The following is a 24,199-nucleotide window of genomic DNA, read 5'->3' on the forward strand; positions in this document are numbered from 1 at the left end:
CGGGAGTCGAACGCGGAGCGTCCGTTGAGGCATTCCCACGCAGGAGCGTGGGAACGATCATCGGGCTCCGCTACTGCGGCAGCTCCAGATTATCCAGCACCCGATTCACCGCCAGTTCCCCGAGCATGATCAACTGCGCAATCCCCATCAGCGTCCTTCGCTGCGATGGCTTGACCAGCCCGGCGAATTCCTGAGCGATGGTTTTGGCCGAGGCGAGGGTTTCGCAGGCGTTGGCCAGCAGGTCTTCGTTTTTCGTGTCGGCGGTGACGGCGTACATCGCTCGAGGGCTGAAGGGGGGAGGGGTGCAGCCGGGTGGGCAGAGGTAGTGGTCGAGGGCGCGGTCGGCGGCTTGGTGGAGTTTTTTTGAGTCGAGGGATTCGTAGGGGGAGGTGGGGTCGGTTTCGGGTGGGTTGGGTGTTGGTTTGATCATGGTAAAGCTCCTATTAAGTGGAGCCGTCAGGCACTGTCGCTAAACAGTGAGGTGGCGGCTGTACGCAGGTTAGCGAACCGGTTATAGGCACCCGGCAGACCCGAAGGTCTCCCACATACAGCCACCATGGCGCAGTCGCAGACAATGAACCCGCGACAAAGCATGGAACGCTGATGCACCTATTCAAGATCCGGGTCGCTAAACCCGATCGCTGATTCGTCAGCGACCGCACCACAATAGAACCCGCTCCCAAGGCGCACAAGCCGGCGGATTCTGGCTTGGCTGTAGGCAATGGCGCAAGGATTTGTAGCCTGGAAGGCGTGTCTGGAGGTGTCTTTTAAACAACTTCGTTTAAATCGAAGAATTGCGCCGAACCTGATGGCCTCTTCGCGAGCAGGCTCGCTCCCACAGTTGGAATACTGTTTTCAGCAAGAGCTGAGTGGGTGGTTCAGAAACCCAGCGGGTACTGGATGACCACGTAAATCCGGTCAATATCATCGCCAGCCTGCGCTTGGTTGGCGCGGTGGCTGACGTGGGACAGCTGCACCGACAGATCCTTCGCGGCGCCGGACTGCACGACATATTTCAGGTCGATGTCGCGTTCCCAGTGCTTGCCGCCGCTGCCTTGTTGCGGTTGATAGTCGCCACTGCTGGCGTCGAACGGGTTGTAGGCGCCGCCCTTGGGGGCGTGGGTGCCGTCGATGTGGCTGCCGCTGACGTAGCGGGTCATGAAGTTCAGGCCGGGGATGCCGAAGGCGCCGAGGTCGAGGTCGTAGCGGGCTTGCCAGGAGCGTTCGTTGGCGCCGTTGAAGTCGGCGTATTTGATCGAGTTGGCGAGGTAGATCGAGTCGCCACCGACGAAATCGAACGGCGTGTCGCCATTGATCCGCTGCCAGCCGAGCATCACCGCGTGCGCGCCGAAGCTGTATTTGCCGGAAAGGCTGAAGGCGCTGTTGTCGATCTCGCCGGCCAGGGCGCGGCTGGTGTCGCGGGTGTGGTAGAGGTTGGCGTCGAGCAGCACGCCGGACTGTTTGAAGTGCAGGTTGCCGTAGTACTGGTGCCAGGTGTCGCTCAGTTCCGAGGCATACAACGCGCCGCCGATCGGGCTTGAGCTGAACAGATCGGCACCGACGAAGCTGATGCCACCCGCTTCGGTGTTGGCGCCGTAACCGTAGAAGTCGCCTTGGCCGGAAGAGCTGTCCTGGTTCTTGAACGCGGTGAAATGCCCGGCGACCAGATTGACGTTGTCGAACTCGGCGCTGTTGAGCAAAAAGCCTGTGGCGTATTCCGGTTGCAGGCGTTTGTCGGAGGTGTCGAAGACCGGCGTTTCTACGGTCATTTCACCGAAGGCCAGAGTGGTGCGCGAAGCTTTCAATTTGAGCGCACCGCCCGCGCTGGAATAGTCGTGTTCGCTGCGGCCATCGCTGTCGACCGGTAGCAGACCGGTGCCGGAATGGCCCTTGCCGCCGTCGAGTTTCAGGCCGGCGAAGGCGTGGGCGTCAATGCCGAAGCCTATTGTTCCTTCAGTGAAACCGGATGAGAAGTTACCGATAAAGCCCTGTGCCCATTCCTGTTTGTAGTTTTTCCCCGAGGGCGTGGGCGAGCGGTAGTCGTTGCTGAGGTAGAAGTTGCGTAGCAGGACATCGCTTTTGGCGTCGTCGAAGAAGCCGCTGGCATGGGCGGTGCCGGTCAGACCGCAGAGCATGGCAAGCAGGGTGAGGCGGGAGGGCGCGCGGTTGATCATGGTCAGGGCCGGTGGTAATTCGAATGGCGCTGATGATCGAAGATTGGGAACAAAGAGGATTGGGTTGATGTGCTGAGTTGGCAGCTTTCACCACAAAACCTGTGGGAGCGAGCCTGCTCGCGAATGCGGAGTGTCAGTTAACGAAAATGCTGACTGACACAGCGCTTTCGCGAGCAGGCTCGCTCCCACAGTTTGAGTCGGGGGTAGTCAATTAGAACTGTGGCGGCCGTCAGGCCGTCAGGCCGCCATCGCTGGCAAGCCAGCTCCCACAGGGTGTGTGGGAGCTGACACAGTGCATTAAGCCAGCGGCGGTGTACGCGGTGGGATCTGGCGTTTGCTGCCGGTGGATTCGAAGGCGGCGGCGAAGCGCAGCAGGTTCGAGTCGTCGTAGGCGCGGCCGGCGAAGGTCAGGCCGACGGGCATGCCGATGTCGGCCATCACGCCCATGGGCACGGTGACGGTCGGCACGCCGAGGTGGCGGATCGCGAGGTTGCCGTTGGCCACCCAGACGCCGTTGCTCCAGGCAATGTCGGCCGAAGCAGGATTGACATCCGCATCCGCCGGGCCGACGTCGGCGACGGTCGGAAACAGCACGGCGTCGAGGCCGAGGCTGTCCATCCAGTCTTCAAGGTCGATGCGTCGGGTCTGCTCCAGACCACGCAAGCCATCAGGCACGGTTGGGATTTCATTCCACGGCGTGATGCCGCGTTCGGCCATGCGCACGTATTCGTCCATGCCGGCGGCCAGATCGCCTTCTCGGTTAGGCAGCGTGCCCGGGTCGTGCGGGAAGATCTTCGGCCCGTCGACGTCAACCAGACGATTAAGCTTCGGGTCACCGTTGGCTTGCAGGAAGTCGTCGAACGCCCAGGCTGTCAGATCCCACAGTTCATGATGGAGAAACTCTTTCGACACCAGCCCACGGGTGAACACGGTTGGCGCGCCAGGGCGGTCGCCTTCGCAGTTGGAGACCAGCGGGAAATCGGTTTCGACGACTTCGGCGCCAGCGGCCTCAAGGGCCTGACGCGCCTGTTTCCACAAATCGATCACGGATGCGCGGGTGTTGATGCGCTGGCCGGTCGGGCCGCCAATGCCGGGGGCTTCGCTGGTGCCCGCGTCCGGGTCGGCATTGATGTACATGCGCGGGATGGCGAAGCGTTTGCCGGCCAGGGCTTTGGCATCTGCGGCCAGCTCGCTGTACGCAGCCGGGCGCACTTCGCTGACACGCGGGATCGGCACCCACGGTTGCAGGCGCCAGAGGTCGCCACGGGTGTCGGTATCTTCGGCGACGACCACGTCGAGCACTTCGAGCAGGTCGGCCATGGTCCGCGCGAATGGCACGACGACGTCCATGGTCGGGGTCAACGGCCAGTTGCCGCGCACCGAGATTACGCCGCGCGACGGGGTGTAGGCGCACAGGCCGTTGTTCGACGCAGGGCCGCGACCGCTCGACCAGGTTTCCTCCGCCAGACCGAACGCAGCGAAACTCGCAGCGGTCGCGGTGCCGGCGCCGTTGGACGAGCCGGAGGCGAACGGGGCGGTGAGGTAAGCGGCGTTGTACGGGCTTTCAGCGCGGCCATAGACGCCGCGTTGCATGCCACCATTGGCCATCGGCGGCATGTTGGTCTTGCCCAGGCAAATCGCACCGGCAGCGCGCAGGCGTTCGATGGTGAAGGCGTCGCGATGGGCGACTAGATCGGCAAACGCCGGACTGCCGGAAGCGGCGGTCAGGCCCTTGACCAGATAACTGTCCTTGGCGGTGTAGGGGATGCCATCGAGCGGGCCGAGGGTTTCACCTTTGGCACGGCGGGCATCGGAGGCGCGGGCTTCGTTCAGTGCTTCGGGGTTGCGCACGACGACGGCGTTGAGTGCCGTCGGGGTGTCGGCGCCGTCGTAGGCATCGATCCGTGCCAGATAGGCCTGCACCAGCTCCACGGCATTGGTCTGGCCGGATTCGAGGGCAGCGCGCAGTTGGGCGATGGAGACTTCGGTGACTTCGATCATCGGGTCACCTGTTGAGCGTGGATGTTCTGGGCAGGGGTTTTCATAGCGGTTCTCGTGGCACGGCTTGAAGCGACAAGGTCGGGACTGGCGCCTATTTAACACCATGTTTCCGTTTCCTGCAGTGAGGGGTTGCAAGTGCAACTGTGTGACGGCTGACCCGCCGCTATCGCCGGCAAGCCAGCTCCCACAGGTTCTGTATGAATCAATAAAATGCATTCAGGCACAAATCCCGCGCCCCACAGGAAGACCAGCCGAACATGTTCTAGGCTCAGCGCATCCCGAATGCTGCGTCGCTCAGGAATGTTGCCATGGAAGATAAGCCGCTGATTGCCTTCAACAGTTCCAAAGCCTTGCTCGACGTGCTGATCCGCGCCGGGTTGATCGCGACCCTGGTGCTGTTCTGCTACGACATTTTCCATCCGTTTCTCAATGTGATGCTGTGGGCGCTGATCCTCGCGGTCACGCTGTACCCACTGAACCAGAAACTCGGCGCAAAACTCGGCGACCGTTACGGTTGGGCGGCGATTGTACTGGTATTGCTGGGGCTGGTGATCCTGATGGTGCCGCTGAGCCTGCTCGGCGCATCCGTGGCCGATTCGGTGAAGGTGGGCATGCAAACCGTGGAAGCGGGGCAGTTCGAGATTCCGCCGCCACCCGCCAATGTCGCCGACTGGCCGCTGATCGGTGCGCCGTTGTATGGCATCTGGATGCACGCTTCGCAGGACCTGAGCTGGGTGTTCAAGGAACTCGCGCCGCACCTGACCAGTTGGGGCCGGGTGCTGTTGCATCAGGCCGCCGGCGTCGGCGCAGGTATCGTGGTGTTTGTCGTGGCACTGATTGTCGCCGGACTGATCATGACCCACGGCGAACGCGGCCATCGCACAGCGGTGGCGATCACCACGCGGATTTCCGGCCCGGTGCGTGGCCCGCAGATCGCGCAGCTGTGCACTTCGACCATTCGCGCGGTGGCGCAGGGCGTGGTCGGTATCGCTTTTATCCAGATGATCCTGATCGGCGTGGCGCTGGTGATCATGGGCGTGCCCGCTGCCGGTGTGCTGGCGTTGATGGTGTTGCTGTTGGGCATCATGCAACTGCCGGTGCTGCTGATCACCGTGCCGGTGGTGGTGTTCGTCTTTGCCCATGACGGCGTCGGCCCCGGCACGATCATATTCGCCGTGTGGATGGTGATCGCCGGGCTCTCCGACAACGTGCTCAAACCGATGTTGCTCGGCCGTGGCGTGGCCGTGCCGATGCCGGTGGTGCTGATCGGCGCGCTGGGCGGCATGGTCACCAGCGGCATCATCGGCCTGTTCACCGGGCCGGTGATCCTGGCGGTCGGTTATGAATTGTTCATCGGCTGGGTCTATCAACCGGCCGACGTCAGCGGAGTGCTGGACGAAACCTCTCACGACAATCAGCCATAAGGAACGGCGCATGCGTAACAGGCTGATGGTGCTGGCGATGCTGCTGGCTGCAACACTGTGGTCCGGGCTCGGCCAGGCACTGGAAGACACCACGACAGCAACGGGCGAAGCGGTAGAACTGAAGGTGGCCAACCGCAGCATCATGCTGTTTCGCGCGACCATCCTCGGCGAGGCGCCGGCCTCACGGGTCAAGCGGGCGAAGCGGGTGATCAGTGAAGCGCTGGAAGAAGACCCGGAACTGAAAATCAGCACTGATTCGATCCAGAACAGTTACATGGTGCTGATCGGCAATACCCGTGCGTTCATCGTTGCACCGAAAGACGTCGATAGCCTGGCCTATTCCTCGGTGCAGGAAGCCGCCGAGGGCGCAGCGGAAAAACTGCGCCAGGTGGTCAACGAGACCCGTGAGGCGCGCAACGTGCAGATGATTGTGCGTTCGCTGGCGCTGGCGGCGGTGGCCACGCTGATCTATCTGACGCTGCTCTGGTGCCTGTCATGGCTGCGCCACAAGCTGTTGGCGAAACTGCCGGCGCTGATGGATCGCCACACCAAGGCGCTGAAGGTCGGGCGGGTGCAACTGATCGATTCGAATTTTCTCTACCCGTTGGTCAGCCGCTGCCTGTTGTTCCTGCGCTGGTTGCTGATCCTGCTGCTGTCCTACGAATGGCTGGGTTTTGTCCTGTCACGCTTCCCTTATACGCGGCCGTGGGGCGAAAGCCTCAACAACTATCTGGTGGAACTGGCTGGTTATCTGTTGCAGGGCATCGTCGATGCGATACCGGGGCTGGGCGTGGCGCTGGCGATTTTCTTTATCGCCCGGGGCGTGACCGCATTTACCCGACGCATCCTGCGCCGGATGGCCGCGCCGGGGACGTTCAGTTGGCTCAACCATGAAACCCTGCAACCGACGCAGCGCCTGACCGCGCTGGCAGTCTGGCTGTTTGCGCTGGCGATGGCTTATCCCTATCTGCCCGGCGCCGGGACGGATGCGTTCAAAGGCTTGTCGGTGCTGATCGGCCTGATGATATCCCTCGGCGCCACCAGCGTCGTCGGGCAAGCGGCGGCCGGGTTGATCCTGACCTACACGCGGACTTTGCGCCCCGGCGAGTTTGTCAGGATCGGCGAGTACGAAGGCACCGTCACCGAGCTGGGCATGTTCACCACGCGGATTCGCACCGGCCTCGGTGAAGTGCTGACGCTGCCCAACTCGATGATCACCGGCACCGTGACCAAGAACTACTCGCGCACCGTGCAAGGTCCGGGGTACGTGGTCGACACGGTGGTGACCATCGGCTACGACACGCCATGGCGCCAGGTCGAAGCGATGTTGCTGGAGGCGGCCAAACGCACGCCGGGCGTGCTCGAAGACCCGCCGGCGCAGGTGTTCCAGACCGCGTTGTCGGACTTCTATCCCGAGTATCGCCTGGTGGCCCAGGCCATCCCCAGCCAGCCGCGCCCGCGTGCGGTGTTGCTGAGCATGCTCCACGCCAATATTCAGGACGTGTTCAATGAATACGGCGTGCAGATCATGTCGCCGCATTACCTGGGCGATCCGCAGCAGGAAAAACGCGTGCCGCCGGAGCAGTGGTTCACCGCCCCGGCGCAGGCGCCGAAGGATGAGTGATCCCTAGAATCGCCAGACCACGCCGCCGCCCAGCACATGCAGGGCGGCGTTTTTGTATTCGCCGGAAACCGAGCCGCCGGAGCGCGCTTTGGTCTGTTGCACGTCCATGTCGCCGAGGTAGATCAGCGTGTAGCTCATGTGCACGTCGACATCGTCCTGCAATGCATAGCTGACCCCGGTCGCCAGGCGCCACGCTTCATTCATCGGGTTGTCGACGGTGCGATCCTTGTCATCCACTGCCGAGGAGTCGTAACCGAGGCCGACGTTCCAGCGCAGTTTCGGGTTGATCTGGTGCTGCGCGCCTATCGAGGCATGCCAAGTGTCCTTGTATTGCCGCTGCGCAGTTCTGGAAGTCGCGCCCAGGTCGGTATCGACTTCCACGCCGACCTTGCCGAAATCGCTCCAGTCCTGCCAGCCGAGGCTGCCGAGCAGCGTCCACTGCGGATCGAGCTGGTAGGACACGCTGGTGGTGACGGTCTGCGGCACGTTCATGTCGACGTTCAGCTGATCGGCGTCGAGACGGTTGAGCGCCAGACGCAGCAGCGGATTGGTGATTTTCTTCAGCTCGGGTTTGTCTTCGAATTTGAGCTTGATCTTGCTGGTCCAGGCCAGCCCGAGCTTTGTGCGCTCGTTGAGGTTGTAGAGCACGCCGACGTTGGCGCCCGTGCCCCAGTCGGTGTCCTTGTAACGCAACTGACCATCCTCGGCGTTGCCCAGACCGAGCACGTTATTGTTGACCGCCACTTCGGTGCGGAAGTAGCCGAGCATGAAGCGCGGGCCGAGGCCGACGGACAGGTCGTCGGTGATCTTGTAGGCATAGGTGGGCTGGAATGACACGCCGAGAATGGCCGACTCCTGGGTGAAATAGCGCCCGGCCCAGTCATCGTCGTAATCCACCGCCAGACCGAAATTGCCGTACATGCCGAAGCCGATCGAGGAGCGCTCATCGAGTTGATGGCTGATGAAGAAGCTGGAGCCGGGCAGGTACTTCAAGGCGTTGCCACCTTCGTTGCCGCCGAAGGTATTGGCGTTGTCGCGGGAGAAGCTGACGTCGCCGAGGATCAACTGCGCGTTGAAGTTGATCTGAGTGCCGGCCAGTTGGCTGATGCCCGCCGGGTTGGTCATCAGAATGCTCGGGTCGCTGGCCATGACCGCAGAGCCGGCGTTGGCCAGCCCGGTGCCTTCGTGGCCGGCCTCGTAAATCATGATGCCGCCGGCTTCGGCCTGGAGGCTGGCGAAGAGCAATCCGCCAGCGACCGAACTTTTCATCAGCTTGAACATGTGAACTCCTTGAATGGCATGCGATCCGGTTTCAAGGCTAGCTCAAGCTCGGCGCGGCGTCGGACCGATTGCCGACGTCGCACTGATCAATCGATGCGCGGATGCTGGAGCGCCAGTTCCTTGCGCTTGGCTTCCAGCGCGGCGATTTCGGCATCGATGTCTTCGATTTTCTGTTCGATGTTGTCGTGGTGTTCCTGCAACAGCTCCTTGGCCTCTTCCAGGTCGGAAGCCGCCGGGGCCGCGCCGCGCAGGGGCTTGTTGGCGGTTTCCTTCATGGTCACGCCAGTGACCAGACCGACCACGGCGATGACCATCAGGTAATACGCAGGCATGTACAGATCGTTGGTGCTTTCCACCAGCCAGGCCACGGCAGTCGGGGTCAGACCGGCGATCAGCACCGAAACGTTGAAGGCACTGGCCAGCGCGCTGTAGCGGATGTGCGTGGGGAACATCGCCGGCAGGGTCGAGGCCATCACGCCGATGAAGAAGTTGAGCAGCACCGCGAGGATCAGCAGGCCGGAGAAGATCAGGCCGATGCTGCCGCTGTTGATCAGCATGAATGCCGGAATGGCGAAGATGAACAGGCCAATGCTGCCGACGACGATGAAGGGTTTGCGGCCGATCTTGTCGCTGATGAAACCAATCAGCGGCTGCACGAAGAGCATGCCGACCATGATCGCAATGATGATCAGCACGCCGTGGTTTTCGCTGTAGTGCAGGTTGTGCGTCAGGTAACTCGGCATATAGGTGAGCAGCATGTAATAGGTGACGTTGGTCGCCGCCACTACGCCGATGCAGGTCATCAGGCTGCGCCAGTGTTTGGTTGCGACTTCCTTGAACGACACTTTCGGGCCACCGGCGAGGCCTTCGCGGTCGCCTTGTTCGAGTTTTTCCACGTGTTGCTGGAAGGCCGGAGTCTCTTCCAGGGCGTGGCGCAGATACAGGCCGATCATGCCCAGCGGCAGGGCGAGGAAGAACGGAATCCGCCAGCCCCATTCTTCGAAGCGTTGTTCACCGAGGATGGTTGAAATCAGCACCACGACACCGGCGCCGAAGACGAAACCGGCGATCGAGCCGAAATCCAGCCAACTGCCGAGGAAGCCGCGCTTACGGTCGGGCGCGTATTCAGCGACGAAGATCGAGGCACCGGTGTACTCGCCACCGACCGAGAAACCCTGAGCCATTTTCGCCAGCAACAGCAGGATCGGCGCCCAGATGCCGATCGAAGCATAGGACGGAATCAGGCCGATGGCGAAGGTGCTCAGGGACATGATGACGATGGTCGCGGCGAGGACTTTCTGCCGCCCGTATTTGTCGCCGAGCGCACCGAAGAACAAACCGCCAAGCGGACGGATCAGGAAGGGCACGGAGAACGTCGCCAGCGCGGCGATCATTTGCACGCCGGGATCGGCGCCGGGGAAGAAAACCTTGCCGAGCACATAGGCGACAAAGCCGTAGACGCCAAAGTCGAACCATTCCATGGCGTTGCCCAGTGCGGCGGCGGTGATCGCCTTGCGCATCTTGGCGTCGTCGACAATGGTGATGTCTTTCAAACCGATCGGTTTGACGGTGTTCTTGCGTGATTTCATTGCGCTGTTCCCGCTCGCTGATCCAGATTACCGCTGCGATGCCATCTCCATGATGGCGCCGGCTCTTCTGGCTCAGATACATGCGGACACGAAATAATTCACCGATGGGCTGGAATTAATTTCCTGCCCGCCGCAAATCCTCTGTATCCCGCTACGGCAGCGGCGAATCCAACTCTCCGACCTGACCCAAACCCCCTGTGGGAGCGAGCCTGCTCGCGAAGGCGGCGCTACATTCAACATCGCAGTCGCCTGACCCGGCGTTTTCGCGAGCAGGCTCGCTCCCACAGTGGTTTTGTGTTTTGCAGGGATTTTGCGCACGCCGCCAATCCTGTAGGAGTAAGCCTGCTCGCGATGACGGCAGCCCTTTCACCACAAGGTTAAAGCGCAGCCTTCACCTGCAAACCCACCACCAGCGCATTATCGATGTCCTGCCCGGAAAACGCCCCCGGTTCGATGATGTATTGCAGGTTCGGGCGCAGGGTCAGCCATGGGGTGGCCTGATAGCCGTAACCCAACTCGATCAACTGCTCGGCGCTATCGAGGTTCGGAAACGCAGCACCATTGGCCAGCGCGGCATCCTGCTGCACATCACGGCTGCGCGGGTTCGGCACGGCGCGGCCGTAGCCCAGCGCCAAGGTGTCACGCGGGCGGCCTTCGAACGGTTTGTACAAAACCACGCCGGTGCCGTACCACTTGCTGAACGGCGAGGCCGCTTCGCTGGCCGCCGAATACTGACCGAATGCATGCAGGCTGCGGCCTTCGGAGGTCGGCGAACGCCATACGGCCTGATCGATCAGCAAATAATGCCCGCCACGACCGGACACCTCGTCGTCGCTGCCAATGCGGTTGACGTCGGAGCTGTCGTAGTAATAGCCGAGCTTGTACTCGCCCGGCAGCTCGCCGGCGTGTTTGTACACCAACTCGATCGGCACAACGGTGCCGGTGGTGTGCTTCGGCCCCAGATGCCAGGCGCGGCTGGAATTGCCGTTGCTCTCGGGGTCGACGTTGAACGCTGCCACACGCAGCTGCCAGGACGGCGACAGGTCGTATTTGACCCGCACGCCCAGACGCGCGTTGGGGTAGTTGGTCCAGCCGCTGCCGCCGGACATGTTCAGCGGGTGACCGCAGAAACCGGCGTTCATGAAGTTGCACAGAATGCCGCTGTCGAGGCCGCCGAGGTCGTTGCCCATGGCCATGTAGCCGAGCTTCACGTTCAGCGCCGGGGTGAACAGGCTGCGCTCGTAACTCAGTTCAGTCAGGCGGGTGTACAGGCCGCCGTAGTTTTCCTGAATCGGCAGGCGGTTGCCGACCAGATCTTCCGATGCGCTGTTGCCGCGCCGGTCGTTGATGGTCAGTTGCACTTTGCCGGCGTTGTCGACGCCGTAGAGTTTGCTCAGATCAAACTGCACGCCGAGCTTGATGTTCTGCGAGTAGCGCGCCGAACGGTGCAGGCCGCCGTCGGCGTTGTAGGCGGTTTCGCCGCTGTAATCGCCAGTGAACTTGACGCCATCTTCATCGAGTTGATGACGCAAGCCGCCCCAGTCACCGGTCAAGGTGCTGCGGGTCAGTAGATCGGAATCGCTTGCGGCCAGCGCGGGGAGGGCAGTGGCGCAGCTCAGGCCCAGCAACAGGCCAGTGGAAAGCTTGGTACGAGAAAAGCGAACAGCCGATGACATGTGAATCCTTCCCTGCTGAAATCTTTAACGCAATAAAACAGCGACGCGGTGCTTTGGGGCACCGCGCGCTTGGAGGAGGTTGGTCGTGCGGCAGCGAGTTACGGCAGGGCGTAAGCCATCACGTAATCGCCACGATCGGTCGACTGGCGTGCGCCGCCAGCGGTGACGACGATGTACTGCTTGCCGGTCTTCGGCGAAACGTAGGTCATCGGGCCGCCCTGGCTGCCGACCGGCAGACGGGCTTTCCAGACTTCTTCGCCGTTGCCGCTGTTGAAGGCGCGCAGGTAGAAGTCCTGGGTGCCGGCAATGAAGATCAGGCCGCCCTGGGTCGACAGGGTGCCGCCGAGGGTTGGCAGACCGATCTTGATCGGCAGGTGCATGCGGATGCCCAGGGGACCGGTGTCTTCAACGGTGCCGACCGGAACCTGCCATGCGACTTTCTGGGTCTTCATGTCGATCGCGGTCAAGGTGCCGAACGGCGGCGCCTGGCACGGAATGCCGGCCACCGACAGGAAGCGGTTCTTGTTCACCGCGTACGGCGTGCCTTTGAGTGGAACAGCGCCCATGCCGGTGTTCAGTGCTTCGCCACCGCCAGCGGCCTGGCCTTTGTTCTGCGACGGGATCATCTGGATCCACAGACCCAGGCGCATGTCGTTGACGAAGATGAAACCGTGCACCGGATCAGTGGAGATGCTGCCCCAGTTCATGCCGCCCAGCGAACCCGGGAAACTCAGCGATTTGTCGGTACCCGGTGCGGTGTACAGACCGTCGTAGCGCATGCTCTTGAAGTCGATGCGGCAGAGCAACTGGTCGTACGGCGTGGCGCCCCACATGTCCGATTCGGTCAGGTGCTGCGCGCCGATCTGCGGCATGCCCACGGATTTCGGCTGAGTCGGTGAGTACGGCTCGTTAGGGATGTTCGCGGCTTTCACCGGTACTTCCTTGACCTCGGTCAGCGGCTTGCCGGTGGCGCGGTCGAGCACATAGATCTGCCCGGCCTTGGTGCCGATGACCAGCGCCGGAACGCTTTGGCCGTCCTTGTCGAAGTCGATCAGGCTCGGCTGCATCGGCAGGTCGAAGTCCCACAGATCGTTGTGCACGGTCTGGAACACCCAGCGTTCTTCACCGGTGCTGGCGTCCAGCGCGAGGATCGAGGCGCCGTACTTGTGGTCCAGTTCGCTGCGCTCGACACCATAGATGTCGGTGGACGAGCTGCCCATCGGCAGGAATACCGTGTTGGTCGCCGCGTCGTAGGACATCGGCGCCCAACTGTTCGGCGTGCTGCGCACGTAGGTTTTGCCGTCGGCCGGCGCGTTGCGATCCTGCGGGTTGCCCGGGTCGAACGCCCAGCGCATGGCGCCGGTGATTACGTCAAAACCGCGAATCACACCGCCCGGCATGTCGCTTTGCACGTTATCGGCAACACGACCGCCAACCACCACGGTGGTGCCGGCCATCAATGGCGCGGACGACAACTGATAGTAGCTGTCCGGCACATCACCCAGGCCGGCCTTCAGATCGACCTGGCCGTTGTTGCCGAAACCCTGGCAGAACTCGCCGGTGTCAGCATCGACCGCGATCAGGCGGGCATCGATGGTGTTGGTCAGCAGACGACGCTGGCAGTTGGCAGCCGGCTCGGGTTTGGCTTCAATGATCGAAGAGTTGCTCGGCTGAGCGATGGTGACGGTGGCATCGAAATAGGCCATGCCACGGCAGCGCTGCCAGACTTTCGACTGGGCGTTGATCTGGTTTTTCCAGATTTCCTTGCCGGTGTCGGCGTCCAGCGCGATCAGGTTGTTGTGCGGGGTGCAGATGAAGACTTTGTTGCCGACCTGCAGCGGGGTGAGCTGGTCTTCGGCGCCGTTGCCATCGCTCTCGGCGACGTCACCGGTGTGGTAGGTCCACGCGACTTTCAATTTGTCGACGTTGTTGCGGTTGATCTGATCGAGCGCGGCGAAGCGGCTGCCACCTTCGGTGTTGCCGTAGTGCGCCCAGTCTTTCTGCGCCTTGGCCGGCTCGACCGGAGTCAGGCCCGGGCCAGTGCCAGTCGCGGCAACGGTTGGGTGGGCGACGAACATGTTGCCCGCCGCAACGGCCACACCGACCGCGAGCACAGCGGCCACGGCATACGCGCCACGACCGGCGACGCGGCCATTGGCGCGCGCCAGCAGCGGGTAGACCAGAGCGACGACCATACCGATCGCGCTGAACATGAACAGCCGCGAGAACACCGGCCAGAACACCAGCCCGGCGTCAGCCACGGCCCAGATCGCGGTGGCCACGAGAAATGCGGCGAACAGCCAGGCGCCTGCAGTTTTCTTCAGTGCGATCAGCACCCCGGAAACGGTCATCGCCAGACCGCCGACCAGGAAGTACCAGGAACCGCCCAGGCTGACCAGCTTCACACCGCCGGCCGCGAGCGCCAGACCGAGCAGGGCGATGATCACGCCAAGGCCGACCAGAATGAACGTTGAAACGCCTGAGACGCGTTGACTGTGGTTCACATTGAAAGTCCCGTTTGAATGAAGCGCGGGATTATAGCGGTAACTAACCATTCAGTTAACCGCAGTTTTGCCATGAAAACGTGCACTTCTGTGAATCAAGCGTGGTGCAGGATTAGCAAAACGCAAGTTGAGAGGGGTTTCTCGACGTTTCAGCGGGGATGGCGAGTCGGGCTTGCAGTTGCAATGCACATATACAAACACCGCGCTGAATTCACCCCTCACCCCAGCCCTCTCCCCGAGGAGAGGGAGCTGATTTGTGGGCTTTTTGGGATATATGTTCGACTCGGTATCTCAGATCGGCGTTACCCGCGCATTCAGCTCGGTCAGTTCCTTCTCCCTCTGGGAGAGGGTTAGGGTGAGGGCGTTTCAGGATCGATCACGATGGCAACCTTGCCCTTGGCCCGACCTTGTTCAACGTAGTGCAACGCGTCAGCTATTTGATCGAACGGAAAAGTACGATCAACCACCGGTTTGATCACTCCTGCCTCAATCAACGCAGTGATTTTGTGCAACTGGATGCCATCGGCACGCATGAACAGAAACGAATAACCCACCCCACGCTTGCGCGCCTTGCGCCGAATACCACTGCTGAGCAGGCGCATGACCAGCCCAAGCGGCCACGACAAACCCTGCTCCCGAGCGAACTGCGCAGTCGGCGGCCCTGACAGGGAAATCAGCTGCCCGCCCGGTTTCAACACCGTTAACGATTTCTCCAACACATCGCCGCCGAGGCTGTTGAGCACCACGTCGTAGTCGCGCAGAATGGCGAAATCCTGCTGCTTGTAATCGATCACCACATCAGCGCCCAGCGCCTTGACCCACGCGACATTCGCCGTGCTGGTCGTAGTCGCAACAAAAGCGCCGAGGTGTTTGGCCATTTGAATGGCGACCGTGCCAACGCCACCGGAGCCGGCGTGAATCAGCACCTTCTGGCCTTTTTGCACGTTGGCGACTTCGACCAGGGCCTGCCACGCCGTCAACGCCACCAGCGGCATGCAAGCCGCCTCGGTCATGGCGAGATTGGCGGGTTTCAACGCTACCGCTTGTTCGTCGACAGCGAGGCGTTCGGCAAACGTGCCAATCCTGTTTTCAGGCGCACGCGCATAAACCTCATCGCCCGGCTTGAAACGCTTGACCGCCGCACCGGTGCTGAGCACCACGCCGGCGACATCGTTGCCCAATATCAAAGGCATTTGATAGGGCAGGATCATCTTGAATTCGCCGCTGCGAATCTTCAGGTCCAGCGGATTGACGCTACTCGCGCGCACTTCGATCAGCACGTCGTGAGCGCCAACCAGCGGTTCGGGCAGGTCGCCAATCCGGCCGTTCTGCTTGCCGTAGCGCTCGATGAAAAATGCCTTCATTGCGGATGCTCTTGTCGGTACGAACCCGCCGGCATAGCGGCGGGTCTGGATGAGGTCAGGCCTGAGTCAGATAACGTTGCGCCACCGCCGACTGGCGGATCTGCCCCAACAGGCCTTGCCGCGCCGCTTGCAAGGCATCCCAGCGCTCGCCTTCGTGCAGCGGCGGGATGGTCACGACTTCGCGACGGTCGAAGCCGACCAGCGCGGCGTCGACCATGTCGCCGACTTCCATGATGTCGGTGAGGGTGTTGATGTCGATACCGGCGCGGTCCCAGATTTCCGTGCGGGTGGCCGCAGGCAATACGGCTTGCACATACACGCCTTGTGGCGACAGTTCCAGGCTCAGGCCCTGGGAGAGGAACAGCACGAACGCCTTGGTCGCGCCATACACCGACATGCCGAACTCCGGCGCCAGGCCCACCACCGAGCCGATGTTGATGATTGCGCCGTCGCCGGCCTTGGCCAGACGCGGGGCGATCGCACTGGCCAAACGCACCAGCGCCGTGGTGTTTAGCGCGACCAGTTGCGCCACGCTGTCGGTGCTCTGCTCGATAAAGGTACCGGACTGCGCCGCGCCGGCATTGTTGACGAGGATGCCGATGCGCGCGTCGTCACGCAGACGCGCCTCGACCGTTTGCAGATCGCTGAGTCGGGTCAGATCGGCTTGCAGCACTTCGACATTGACGTTGTGTTCAGCGCGCAAACCGGCAGCAAGGGTGTCCAGGCGCGCCTGGTCACGGGCGACCAGCACCAGATCGTGCCCGCGTTGGGCGAAACGTGCGGCGTAGACGGCGCCGATGCCGGTGGAGGCGCCAGTGATCAGAACAGTAGGGCGAGTAGTCATGGTGTGGGCTCTTTGTCAGTTGAAGACTGATTGCGGGCCTTTAGGATGATGATCGAAATCTAACCTGTCAACGGTTTTGATTATGGCTAACATCTATGTATCATCGGCCGATGAATTTTCAGCGCTGGAGGTAGCCAACATGCGCGTATCCAAGGCTCAGGCTCAGGCCAATCGCGAGCACATTGTCGAAACCGCTTCAGTGATGTTCCGCGAACGCGGTTATGACGGGGTCGGCGTAGCTGACCTGATGGCGGCCGCCGGTTTTACTCACGGCGGTTTCTACAAACACTTCGGCTCCAAGGCCGACCTGATGGCCGAAGCGTCGGCCAACAGCCTGGCGCAGTCCACGGCCGCCGCCGAAAGCATGAGCGTGCAGGATTTCATCGACGTGTACGTGTCGCGCGAGCATCGTGACGGCCGTTCCACCGGTTGCACCATGGCAGCGTTGTGCGGCGATGCGGCGCGGCAGTCCGGGGACGTGAAAGCGGCGTTCGCTGAAGGCATCGAGCGCACGTTGCAGACGCTCGGCGAGAGATACCCGACGGCAGCGGATGCACCGCAAGGTGAGGGCAGGACCCGGATGATCGACCTGCTGGCCCGCGCCGTCGGGGCGGTCATGCTGTCGCGCGCCTGCCCGGATGACTCGGCGCTGGCCGATGAGATTCTGGCGGTGTGTCACGCTTCGATGACTGAGTCGCTACCCGCGATCGAAACTGCGGAAGAAGCCACGCAGGACAGCTGAAGCGATCAGTGCTGGCGGTGCAGGGCCTTATCGAGTGCCGCCAGCAAAACCTCTTCTTCGAAGGGTTTGCACAGGCATTCAAACGCCTGGTAATGCCCGGACTCAGCCAGCGCCGCCTCGTCCCAATGGGCGGACATGCAGATCACCGGAAACTGTCGCGACAGCTGGCGCATCACGTCGATGCCGGACAGGCCGGGCATGCGCAGATCCAGCAGCAGGCAGGCGATCTCGGCGAAGTCGGCTTCGGCGAGAAACGCTTCGCCACTGGCATAAACGTGCGCGCGATAACCGACCGAACGCAGCAGATTCGACAGGCTTTTGCGCACCGACGCGTCGTCATCGACGATGCAGACAATCGTCGGTGGGGTGTTTTCGATCGCCGTCGGGCGACCCGCCGGGGCGCTCACGACAGGCTCGATGGGCCAGGCGAAGGCGCAGCGCTGATCAGTCCGTAGAGTTCGACGAGGTTGACCAGCGAGCGGGTCTGCATCTTCGCCATGATGTGTTTGCGATGAACCTTGGCGGTCACTTCACTGGTGCCCAATTGATTGGCGATCTGCTTGTTCGACAGGCCACCGACAATCAGCGGCAGCACCTCGCGCTCACGCGGTGTCAGCTGCGCCGCCAATTGCCGCGCGTGCTGAACCCGTTGCCATTGATTGAACGCCGTCGCGGCGTGTTGACGGGTGCTGCGCAGAATGCCGAGCAGTTCATCGTCATTGAATGGTTTGGTCAGGAACTCCACCGCGCCGGCCTTCATCGCCTGCACCGACATCGGAATCGTGCCGTGGCCGGTCATGAAGATCACCGGCCACGGCAAGCCGCGCTCGTTCAGCGCTGCCTGCAATTGCAGGCCTGTGGTTTCGGGCAGGCTGACGTCGAGCAGCAGGCACGCCGGGCCATTGGCGATGTCGGCCTCGAGCATTTCTTCGGCGGACTGGAAAATCCGGTGCTCGATGCCTTCGGCGCGCAACAAGCGGCTCAGCGCGGTACGCACGCAGGCCTCATCGTCAACGATGAACACCGGCACCGATTGCGTATCGACCGACGGCGGCTGCGCCACCATCGGCGCCGAGGCCAGGGCGTTGAACACGGGCAGTTTGGGTTCGCGGTCTTTCAATAATCGGTAACCTCGACGGGCAACCGTCTGGATGATTTCTTTTTCCCCGAGCAGTTTGCGCAGCGAGGAAATCTGCACTTGCAGATTGTTCTCTTCGACGACGATATCCGGCCACACCTGATTGATCAGCTCGTCCTTGCTGACGATGCGCCCATCGGCCTGCATCAGTACCGAAAGTATTTCGAACGCCCGCCCGCCCATGCGCAAGGGCCGGCCATCGAGAAAGGCTTCGCGCCGTTCCAAAGAAATCGTGGCTTGGCCGAGTCGGATCATGCGGGCCTCTGCGTTGCGGTGAGAAGGACAGGGCGCGGGCGCCGGGTTATCAGGTTCGTACGCTAGGGGACAGCCTGGCATAAAGCAATTATCCCGAGGGATAAGACGTGCGCTTGTATAGCGCAAGAAACAGCCGCGCAAGGCTCTGGACGGCCATCTTGAGGCTGCGGACGGACATCAGCGCAGCGGCTGGCCCTCTGGCAAAAAAACGCTGGGTATACTTCGCCACCAGCCCGAATCCCATTTCCAGCGGTGAATGCGTATGCCCGGCCAGCCATCTTCATCTGCAATTTCCCGCGCGGCCGATGCGCCGATGCTCGATGAAGAATGGCTGGAGAACTGTCGGTTCAGTCTGCTGCGCCGTGACCATGAACTGACCTGGTTCAGCCTTGAAGACGGCCGCTCGGGCCAGAGCTGGTTCGCTGTGCGTGCGCCGATCCAGCGTCCGGCGCTGTGCCAGCGGTTGGAGCGCGATTTCCATTTGCAGTTGCCTTCGCAGTGGGCGCTCAACCCGCTCGCGCTGATACGTTCGGCGGACGGGCCGGTGTTGGTCTACCCGCAATGGGGCGCGCCGCTGACTGGACTGATCGACGCCGCCGGCTTACCACTCGGACGGGTGCTGAATATCGCCGTCGCCGCTGCCAATGCGCTGGTCCACTCTCGCCATCCGGAAACACCGCAAAACCCTGTGGGAGCGAGCCTGCTCGCGAAAGCGTCATTCCAGCCGACATCACCCCTGACTGACCCACCGCTTTCGCGAGCAGGCTCGCTCCCACAGTGTTCTTTATTGCCTTGGCATTTGCTGGTCGATGCTGACGACAGCGTCAGGCTGATGGGCTTTCACACCCACGCGCAGGAAACGCCGGCGACCGAACTGCCGAGCCTGGAACACTGGCCTTATCTGGCGCCGGAACAGCTGCAGCGCGACGGCGTCGATTCCGATGAGCGCAGCGACGTCTATGCGCTGTCGGCAATCATCTACGAGGCGCTGACCGGGCGCCCGCCGCTGATCGCTCGCGACGCCTCGCAATGGTTGCATGTGCACGCCGCCGTCCAGCCATTGTCGCCAGCTCAATATCAACCCGACCTGCCGCAAGGCATTTGCCATGTGCTGCTCAAGGGCCTGGCCAAGGAGCCGGACGCGCGCTATCAAAGCATCGAATCGCTGGCCGCCGATCTGACCTGGTGCCTGCGGCAATGGCAGAAAAAAGGCCAGATCGAAGCGTTCCGCCTCGGTGCTTTCGATGCTCGCGCAACGGCCACGCGCGGCGATGTGCTGTTTGGTCGTGATGACGAACGTCAGCAGCTGCTTGAACAGATCCGGCGCGTGCGTAGCGACGGCATCGCTCGGGTGCTGCTGGTTGCCGGCGCACCGGGGGCGGGGAAGTCGACGCTGATCCAGCAAGTCCTGCGTAGCCAGGCACCCGGTTATTGGGCCAGCGGCAAGATCGAACTGCTGAACAATGACCGCCCCTTCGCGCCGCTGGCGCAGATTTTTCAGTCTCTGATCAGCCAAGTGTTGACCAAGCCCACGCTGGCCTTGCAGGCCTTGGCCGAGCAACTGCGCGAAACCCTCAAGGGCCGTGGCCGCTTGCTGCTGGACCTGGCGCCGGAAGCCGAACTGCTGATTGGCGCCACCGCCGAACTGCCGAACATGCCGGCGCGCCACGCCCTGGATCGAGTCAATCGGGCGCTGCTCGATGTGCTCGAAGTCTTTGCGCAACCGGGGCATCCGCTGCTGCTGTTTATCGACGACTTGCAGTGGGCTGACGACTCGACGCAGGCGTTTCTCAAAGCCTTTATCGCCCGACCGACGCGGCATCTGCTGCTGGTTCTGGCGTATCGCGAGGGCGAGTTGACGGAGCATCTGGGCGGCTGGCTCGATGAGATGCGCAGAGCACCCGCGCTGCCAGTCAGTGACCTTCGACTAGGGCCGCTGTCGGTGCAGGCCGTTGCGCAACTGATGGCGGTCGAACTCGATGCTGACGTCGACAACCTCGAGGCGCTGGCCCGCGTCGTGCACTTCAAAACCGCCGGCAATCCGTTGTTCGTCAGCCAGGTGGCGCGCGCGCTGGTGGACGAGCGTCTGCTGCGTTTCGACGCGACGACGCGGCGCTGGGTGTGGAATCAGGCCGAAGTGAACGGCTATCGCTACGCCGACAACGTGGCCGAATTGATGGTGCAACGCTTGCAGCGTCTGCCGGCCAGTGCCCGTGAAGTGTTGCGCACCGCGGGTTACGTCGGTGGCCGCTGTGACGAAACGCTGTTGGGCGATTTGCTGGGGGACGATCCGGCGCAATTGCTGCGTGACGTGGATTATCTGGTCAGCGCCGGATTTCTTCTGCGCGAGCCAAGCCAACTGGTGTTTCCCCACGATCGGGTGTTGGAAGCCGCCGCTGCGCTGACCGCACCGGCCGGGCGTTCGGCTGAGCATGCGCGCATCGCGGCCGCCATGCTCGATCAATGCGGCGAGCAGCGGCAGGCGCGCGTCTTCGACATCGCCAGTCAGATTCAGCGCAGCGCCGGCAATGCGCTGCAAGCGCCTCGACGCGCTGAATTCATCCAGTTATTGCTCGAAGCTGCCGAGCGCGCCCGCGATAGTGCCGCTGTCGAGCAGGCCGTGGATTATCTGCGCAGCGCCGAGGTGTTACTCGGCGACAACGGCTGGACGCAGCTCTACCCGCAAGCCTTCGCGGCGCGCTGGCTGGCAGCCGACTGCGCGATGTTGCTGGCGGATCTGCCCGGCGCGCAACAGCGTCTTGACGATTGCCTGGAACACGCTGCCACCGTGCTGGACCGGGCGAAAACCTACCGCCTGCGCGCCAGCCTGCGCACCTTGCATTCCGATTACCACGGCGCGATCGGCGAAGCTCTGGCCGGTCTTGCGTTGCTCGACATCGACCTGCAGCGACAACCCTCGAAGGCGCAACTGGGCGAAGCGTTCGAACGGGTTCGGCAATTGGTCGGTGCGCGACGGATCGCTGAGTTGACGGCGTTGCCCAAAGCCAATGAGCCGCGAATCGAAATGGCCATGGAACTGCTGAGCACGCTGATCGCCTCGTTCTTCGTGCAGGACGACATTGCTTTTCTGCACTTGGCGAAGATGGTCGAACTGACTTTGCTCCATGGCACCACGCCGAGCAGCGGCTACGGTTTCGCCTGGTACGGCGTGATGATCGCCGACCGTTATGGCGAGTATCTGGACGGTGTTGCTTTCGCCGAACTGGCGCTTGATCTGACTGATCTGCACGGCTATGAGGCGGGGCGCACCGGCACGCTGGTGGCGCTGGATCAGGTCAGCGCGTGGACCCGGCCGATGGCCTACGCGCGGCAGAAGGCCTTCGCCGCGTTTGAGTGCGGTCAGGCCGGCGGCGATCTGGGCATGTCGTGTTACGCCTGCAACCACATCGGCTCCGATCTGCTGTTCATGGGCGAGCCGCTGCCAAACGTGTTGAACGAGCTGGACGTCGGCCTGAGTTGGGTGCGGCAGTTTCACTACATCGACATCGAGCGCATTCTGCTGGCGCAACAGGCGTTTGCCAGCGATTTGCGCAATGGGCCTGAGCCTCGTTCGATCGCAATGCTGGATGCTTTGGAACATGACCGTTTTGGCCCGCTGCATCGCGACCGTGTTTCACAGCCGACGCTGTTGTGGATGTGGTTGTATTCGGGCATGTCGGCGTTGTATTTCGGCGAAGTGCGTTACGCGTTGCGCCGTTTCGAAGACGCCGAGGCGTTGACCTGGTCGCTGCCGGCGCACATTGATCTGGCGCATTACTACCTGTTCTACAGCTTGGCACTGGCCAGTCCCGAGGCGCCGGGCTCTGTTGCCGAAAAACTGCAGAAACTGGAGCAGCAACGGCAGCGTTTTCTGCCATGGGTCGAGCTCAATCCTTCGACCTTCAGCAACAAACTGCTGCTGATCGAAGGCGCGATGGCCCGCGTGCGCGGCGAAGGGCTGGCCGCCATTCGCTGCTTCGACCAAGCGCAAATCGCGGCGGCCGCTGCCGGATTTATCCATGAGCAAGCACTGGCACATGAACAACTGGCCGAGGTCTGTCTGGCCAACGGCCTGGTCTCCGGCACGCATCATCACCTGCGTGTTGCGCGCGACTGCTATGTGCTGTGGGGCGCTGAAGCCAAGGCGCGCCAGCTCGAAGCGCAGCATCCGTTTCTCGCCCACGAGCATTCCCTGGAAGCGGGAACGCCGGTGACGCGGGTGCGCCTTGATCTGGAAGTCGGCATTGAAGCGGCACGCGCGGTCTCGCAAGAGGTGTTGCTTGATCGGCTGGTGGAGACCTTGATGAATCACTTGATGATTCAGGCGGGTGCCGATCGCGGCGCGCTGCTGTTGGTCGCCGAGGGTGAGTTGCAATTGGCCGCTGCCGCGCATGTCGAGGCGGGCAACGTGCGGGTCAGTCAGGACAACGATCGCTCGCTGGAGCAGATCGCGCCGGTTTCAGTACTCAATTCGACCATGCGCACGCGCACGCCGCTGGTGCTCGACGATGCCCGCGCCGACTGCCCGCAAGCCTACAGCGCCGACCTGCGCGAGCGGCAGACGCGCTCGCTGATGTGCCTGCCGTTGCTCAAGCAGGGCGCGCTGATCGGTCTGGTGTATCTGGAAAACAGCCTGGTACCGAAGCTGTTCAGCGCCGAACGCCTGACCATGCTGGAAATCCTCGCCTCGCAGGCAGCGGTGTCGCTGCAGACCGCGCGGCTGTATGCGCAACTGGTCGAAGACAACCGCTTGCGCGCGCAGATGGAAGCCGACTTGCGTAGTTCGCGGGCGGAACTGGCGCGCAACTCGCACCTGAAAATGATGGGTGAACTGTCGGCCTCGATCGCCCACGAAATCAGCCAGCCATTGCTGGGGATTTCATCGAACGCCTCGGCCAGTCTGCGCTGGCTCAAGCGCGACACGCCTGATCTCGACGAGGCTATTCAGGGACTGGAAGACATTCGCTCCGACAGCGCCCGTGCCACCGAGATCGTCCAGGCCTTGCGCGCATTGGCCAGGCAGGCGCCGTTGCAACGATTGCCGGTGTCGATTGACGCGTTGATCGGTGAGGTCGTGCAACTGACGGCCAGCGATATGCACAATCGCGGGGTGAGCTTGCGCACGCAACTCAACGCTGCTGACCCGGTGCTGGGGGATCGGGTGCAGATCCAGCAGGTGATCTACAACCTGATCGTCAACGCGCTGGAAGCAATGGCTGGGCAGGGCGTGACTGACGGGCGCCTGGTGATTGAGTCGACGCTGTCCGATGGGCAGGTCTGCGTGGCTTTTCAAGACAACGGGCCGGGGATCGCCGAGCATCAGCGTGAAGAAATTTTCGATGCGTTCTTCACCACCAAGGGCAGCGGCATGGGCATGGGCCTGGCGATTTGCCGAACGGTGATAGGCGCCCATGGTGGGACTTTGCGCGTGGAAGACAGCGAAGAGGGCGCGCGGATCTGCTTCAGACTGCCGCTGGCGCCGGACGCCAGGATCAAAAGCCCCTCACCCTAACCCTCTCCCGGAGGGGAGAGGGGACTGACCGAGGTGTTTGGTCGAGCTAAAAAAAGCCGCGAAAAATCGCG

General features: G+C 62.3%; 15 protein-coding genes. 4 read left to right on the top strand and 11 right to left on the bottom strand.

The window, feature by feature from the left end:
- Nucleotides 1-70: 70 nt before the first annotated feature.
- The 3 genes from AB4N47_RS09320 to AB4N47_RS09330 form a co-directional block, all read right to left on the bottom strand.
- A complete protein-coding gene (locus AB4N47_RS09320) occupies nt 71-430 on the bottom strand; it encodes a DUF6124 family protein (RefSeq protein WP_341637430.1) in 360 nt (119 codons plus the stop codon).
- Nucleotides 431-878: 448 nt separating this feature from the next.
- Nucleotides 879-2,174, bottom strand: coding sequence for an OprD family porin (locus AB4N47_RS09325; RefSeq protein WP_341637431.1), 1,296 nt, complete (start codon nt 2,172-2,174; stop codon nt 879-881).
- A 297-nt stretch (nt 2,175-2,471) separates the two neighbouring features.
- A complete protein-coding gene (locus AB4N47_RS09330; protein ID WP_341637432.1) occupies nt 2,472-4,175 on the bottom strand; it encodes an amidase in 1,704 nt (567 codons plus the stop codon).
- 308 nt (nt 4,176-4,483) lie between these two features.
- On the opposite strand from AB4N47_RS09330, the gene AB4N47_RS09335 reads away from it, so the two are divergent.
- Nucleotides 4,484-5,599, top strand: coding sequence for an AI-2E family transporter (locus AB4N47_RS09335; protein WP_341637433.1), 1,116 nt, complete (start codon nt 4,484-4,486; stop codon nt 5,597-5,599).
- A gap of 10 nt (nt 5,600-5,609) precedes the next feature.
- The gene (locus AB4N47_RS09340) at nt 5,610-7,223 is read left to right on the top strand and encodes a mechanosensitive ion channel family protein (protein WP_341637434.1); all 1,614 of its coding nucleotides are present in this window, start codon (nt 5,610-5,612) and stop codon (nt 7,221-7,223) included.
- 3 nt (nt 7,224-7,226) lie between these two features.
- On the opposite strand, the gene AB4N47_RS09345 is transcribed toward AB4N47_RS09340, so the two are convergent.
- The 6 genes from AB4N47_RS09345 to AB4N47_RS09370 form a co-directional block, all read right to left on the bottom strand.
- Nucleotides 7,227-8,504, bottom strand: coding sequence for an OmpP1/FadL family transporter (locus AB4N47_RS09345; protein ID WP_445941183.1), 1,278 nt, complete (start codon nt 8,502-8,504; stop codon nt 7,227-7,229).
- Between the two features lie 86 nt (nt 8,505-8,590).
- Nucleotides 8,591-10,093, bottom strand: a complete 1,503-nt coding sequence (gene proP, locus AB4N47_RS09350) for a glycine betaine/L-proline transporter ProP (RefSeq protein WP_024013032.1) — start codon at nt 10,091-10,093, stop codon at nt 8,591-8,593.
- 377 nt (nt 10,094-10,470) lie between these two features.
- Nucleotides 10,471-11,769 carry a carbohydrate porin gene (locus AB4N47_RS09355; protein WP_341637435.1) on the bottom strand — a complete coding sequence of 433 codons (1,299 nt, stop codon included), beginning with the start codon at nt 11,767-11,769 and terminating at the stop codon, nt 10,471-10,473.
- Between the two features lie 98 nt (nt 11,770-11,867).
- A complete protein-coding gene (locus AB4N47_RS09360; RefSeq protein ID WP_143170144.1) occupies nt 11,868-14,273 on the bottom strand; it encodes a glucose/quinate/shikimate family membrane-bound PQQ-dependent dehydrogenase in 2,406 nt (801 codons plus the stop codon).
- A gap of 350 nt (nt 14,274-14,623) precedes the next feature.
- Nucleotides 14,624-15,637, bottom strand: a complete 1,014-nt coding sequence (locus AB4N47_RS09365; protein WP_341637436.1) for an NADP-dependent oxidoreductase — start codon at nt 15,635-15,637, stop codon at nt 14,624-14,626.
- Nucleotides 15,638-15,692: 55 nt separating this feature from the next.
- The gene (locus AB4N47_RS09370; protein ID WP_341637437.1) at nt 15,693-16,481 is read right to left on the bottom strand and encodes an SDR family NAD(P)-dependent oxidoreductase; all 789 of its coding nucleotides are present in this window, start codon (nt 16,479-16,481) and stop codon (nt 15,693-15,695) included.
- Between the two features lie 139 nt (nt 16,482-16,620).
- On the opposite strand from AB4N47_RS09370, the gene AB4N47_RS09375 reads away from it, so the two are divergent.
- Nucleotides 16,621-17,223 (top strand): TetR/AcrR family transcriptional regulator, encoded by a 603-nt coding sequence (locus AB4N47_RS09375; protein ID WP_341637438.1) that lies wholly within the window; start codon nt 16,621-16,623, stop codon nt 17,221-17,223.
- Nucleotides 17,224-17,228: 5 nt separating this feature from the next.
- On the opposite strand, the gene AB4N47_RS09380 is transcribed toward AB4N47_RS09375, so the two are convergent.
- Both AB4N47_RS09380 and AB4N47_RS09385 read right to left on the bottom strand, forming a co-directional pair.
- Nucleotides 17,229-17,630 (bottom strand): response regulator transcription factor, encoded by a 402-nt coding sequence (locus AB4N47_RS09380; protein ID WP_341637439.1) that lies wholly within the window; start codon nt 17,628-17,630, stop codon nt 17,229-17,231.
- Nucleotides 17,627-18,616 carry a response regulator gene (locus AB4N47_RS09385; RefSeq protein ID WP_341637440.1) on the bottom strand — a complete coding sequence of 330 codons (990 nt, stop codon included), beginning with the start codon at nt 18,614-18,616 and terminating at the stop codon, nt 17,627-17,629. Before AB4N47_RS09385 ends, AB4N47_RS09380 begins: the two co-directional genes overlap by 4 nt.
- Nucleotides 18,617-18,929: 313 nt before the next feature.
- Here AB4N47_RS09385 and AB4N47_RS09390 point away from each other — a divergent pair, with 313 nt between their 5' ends.
- A complete protein-coding gene (locus tag AB4N47_RS09390) occupies nt 18,930-24,128 on the top strand; it encodes a trifunctional serine/threonine-protein kinase/ATP-binding protein/sensor histidine kinase (RefSeq protein ID WP_445941194.1) in 5,199 nt (1,732 codons plus the stop codon).
- Nucleotides 24,129-24,199 lie beyond the last annotated feature (71 nt).

The organism is Pseudomonas sp. S3_G06, assembly GCF_054667565.1.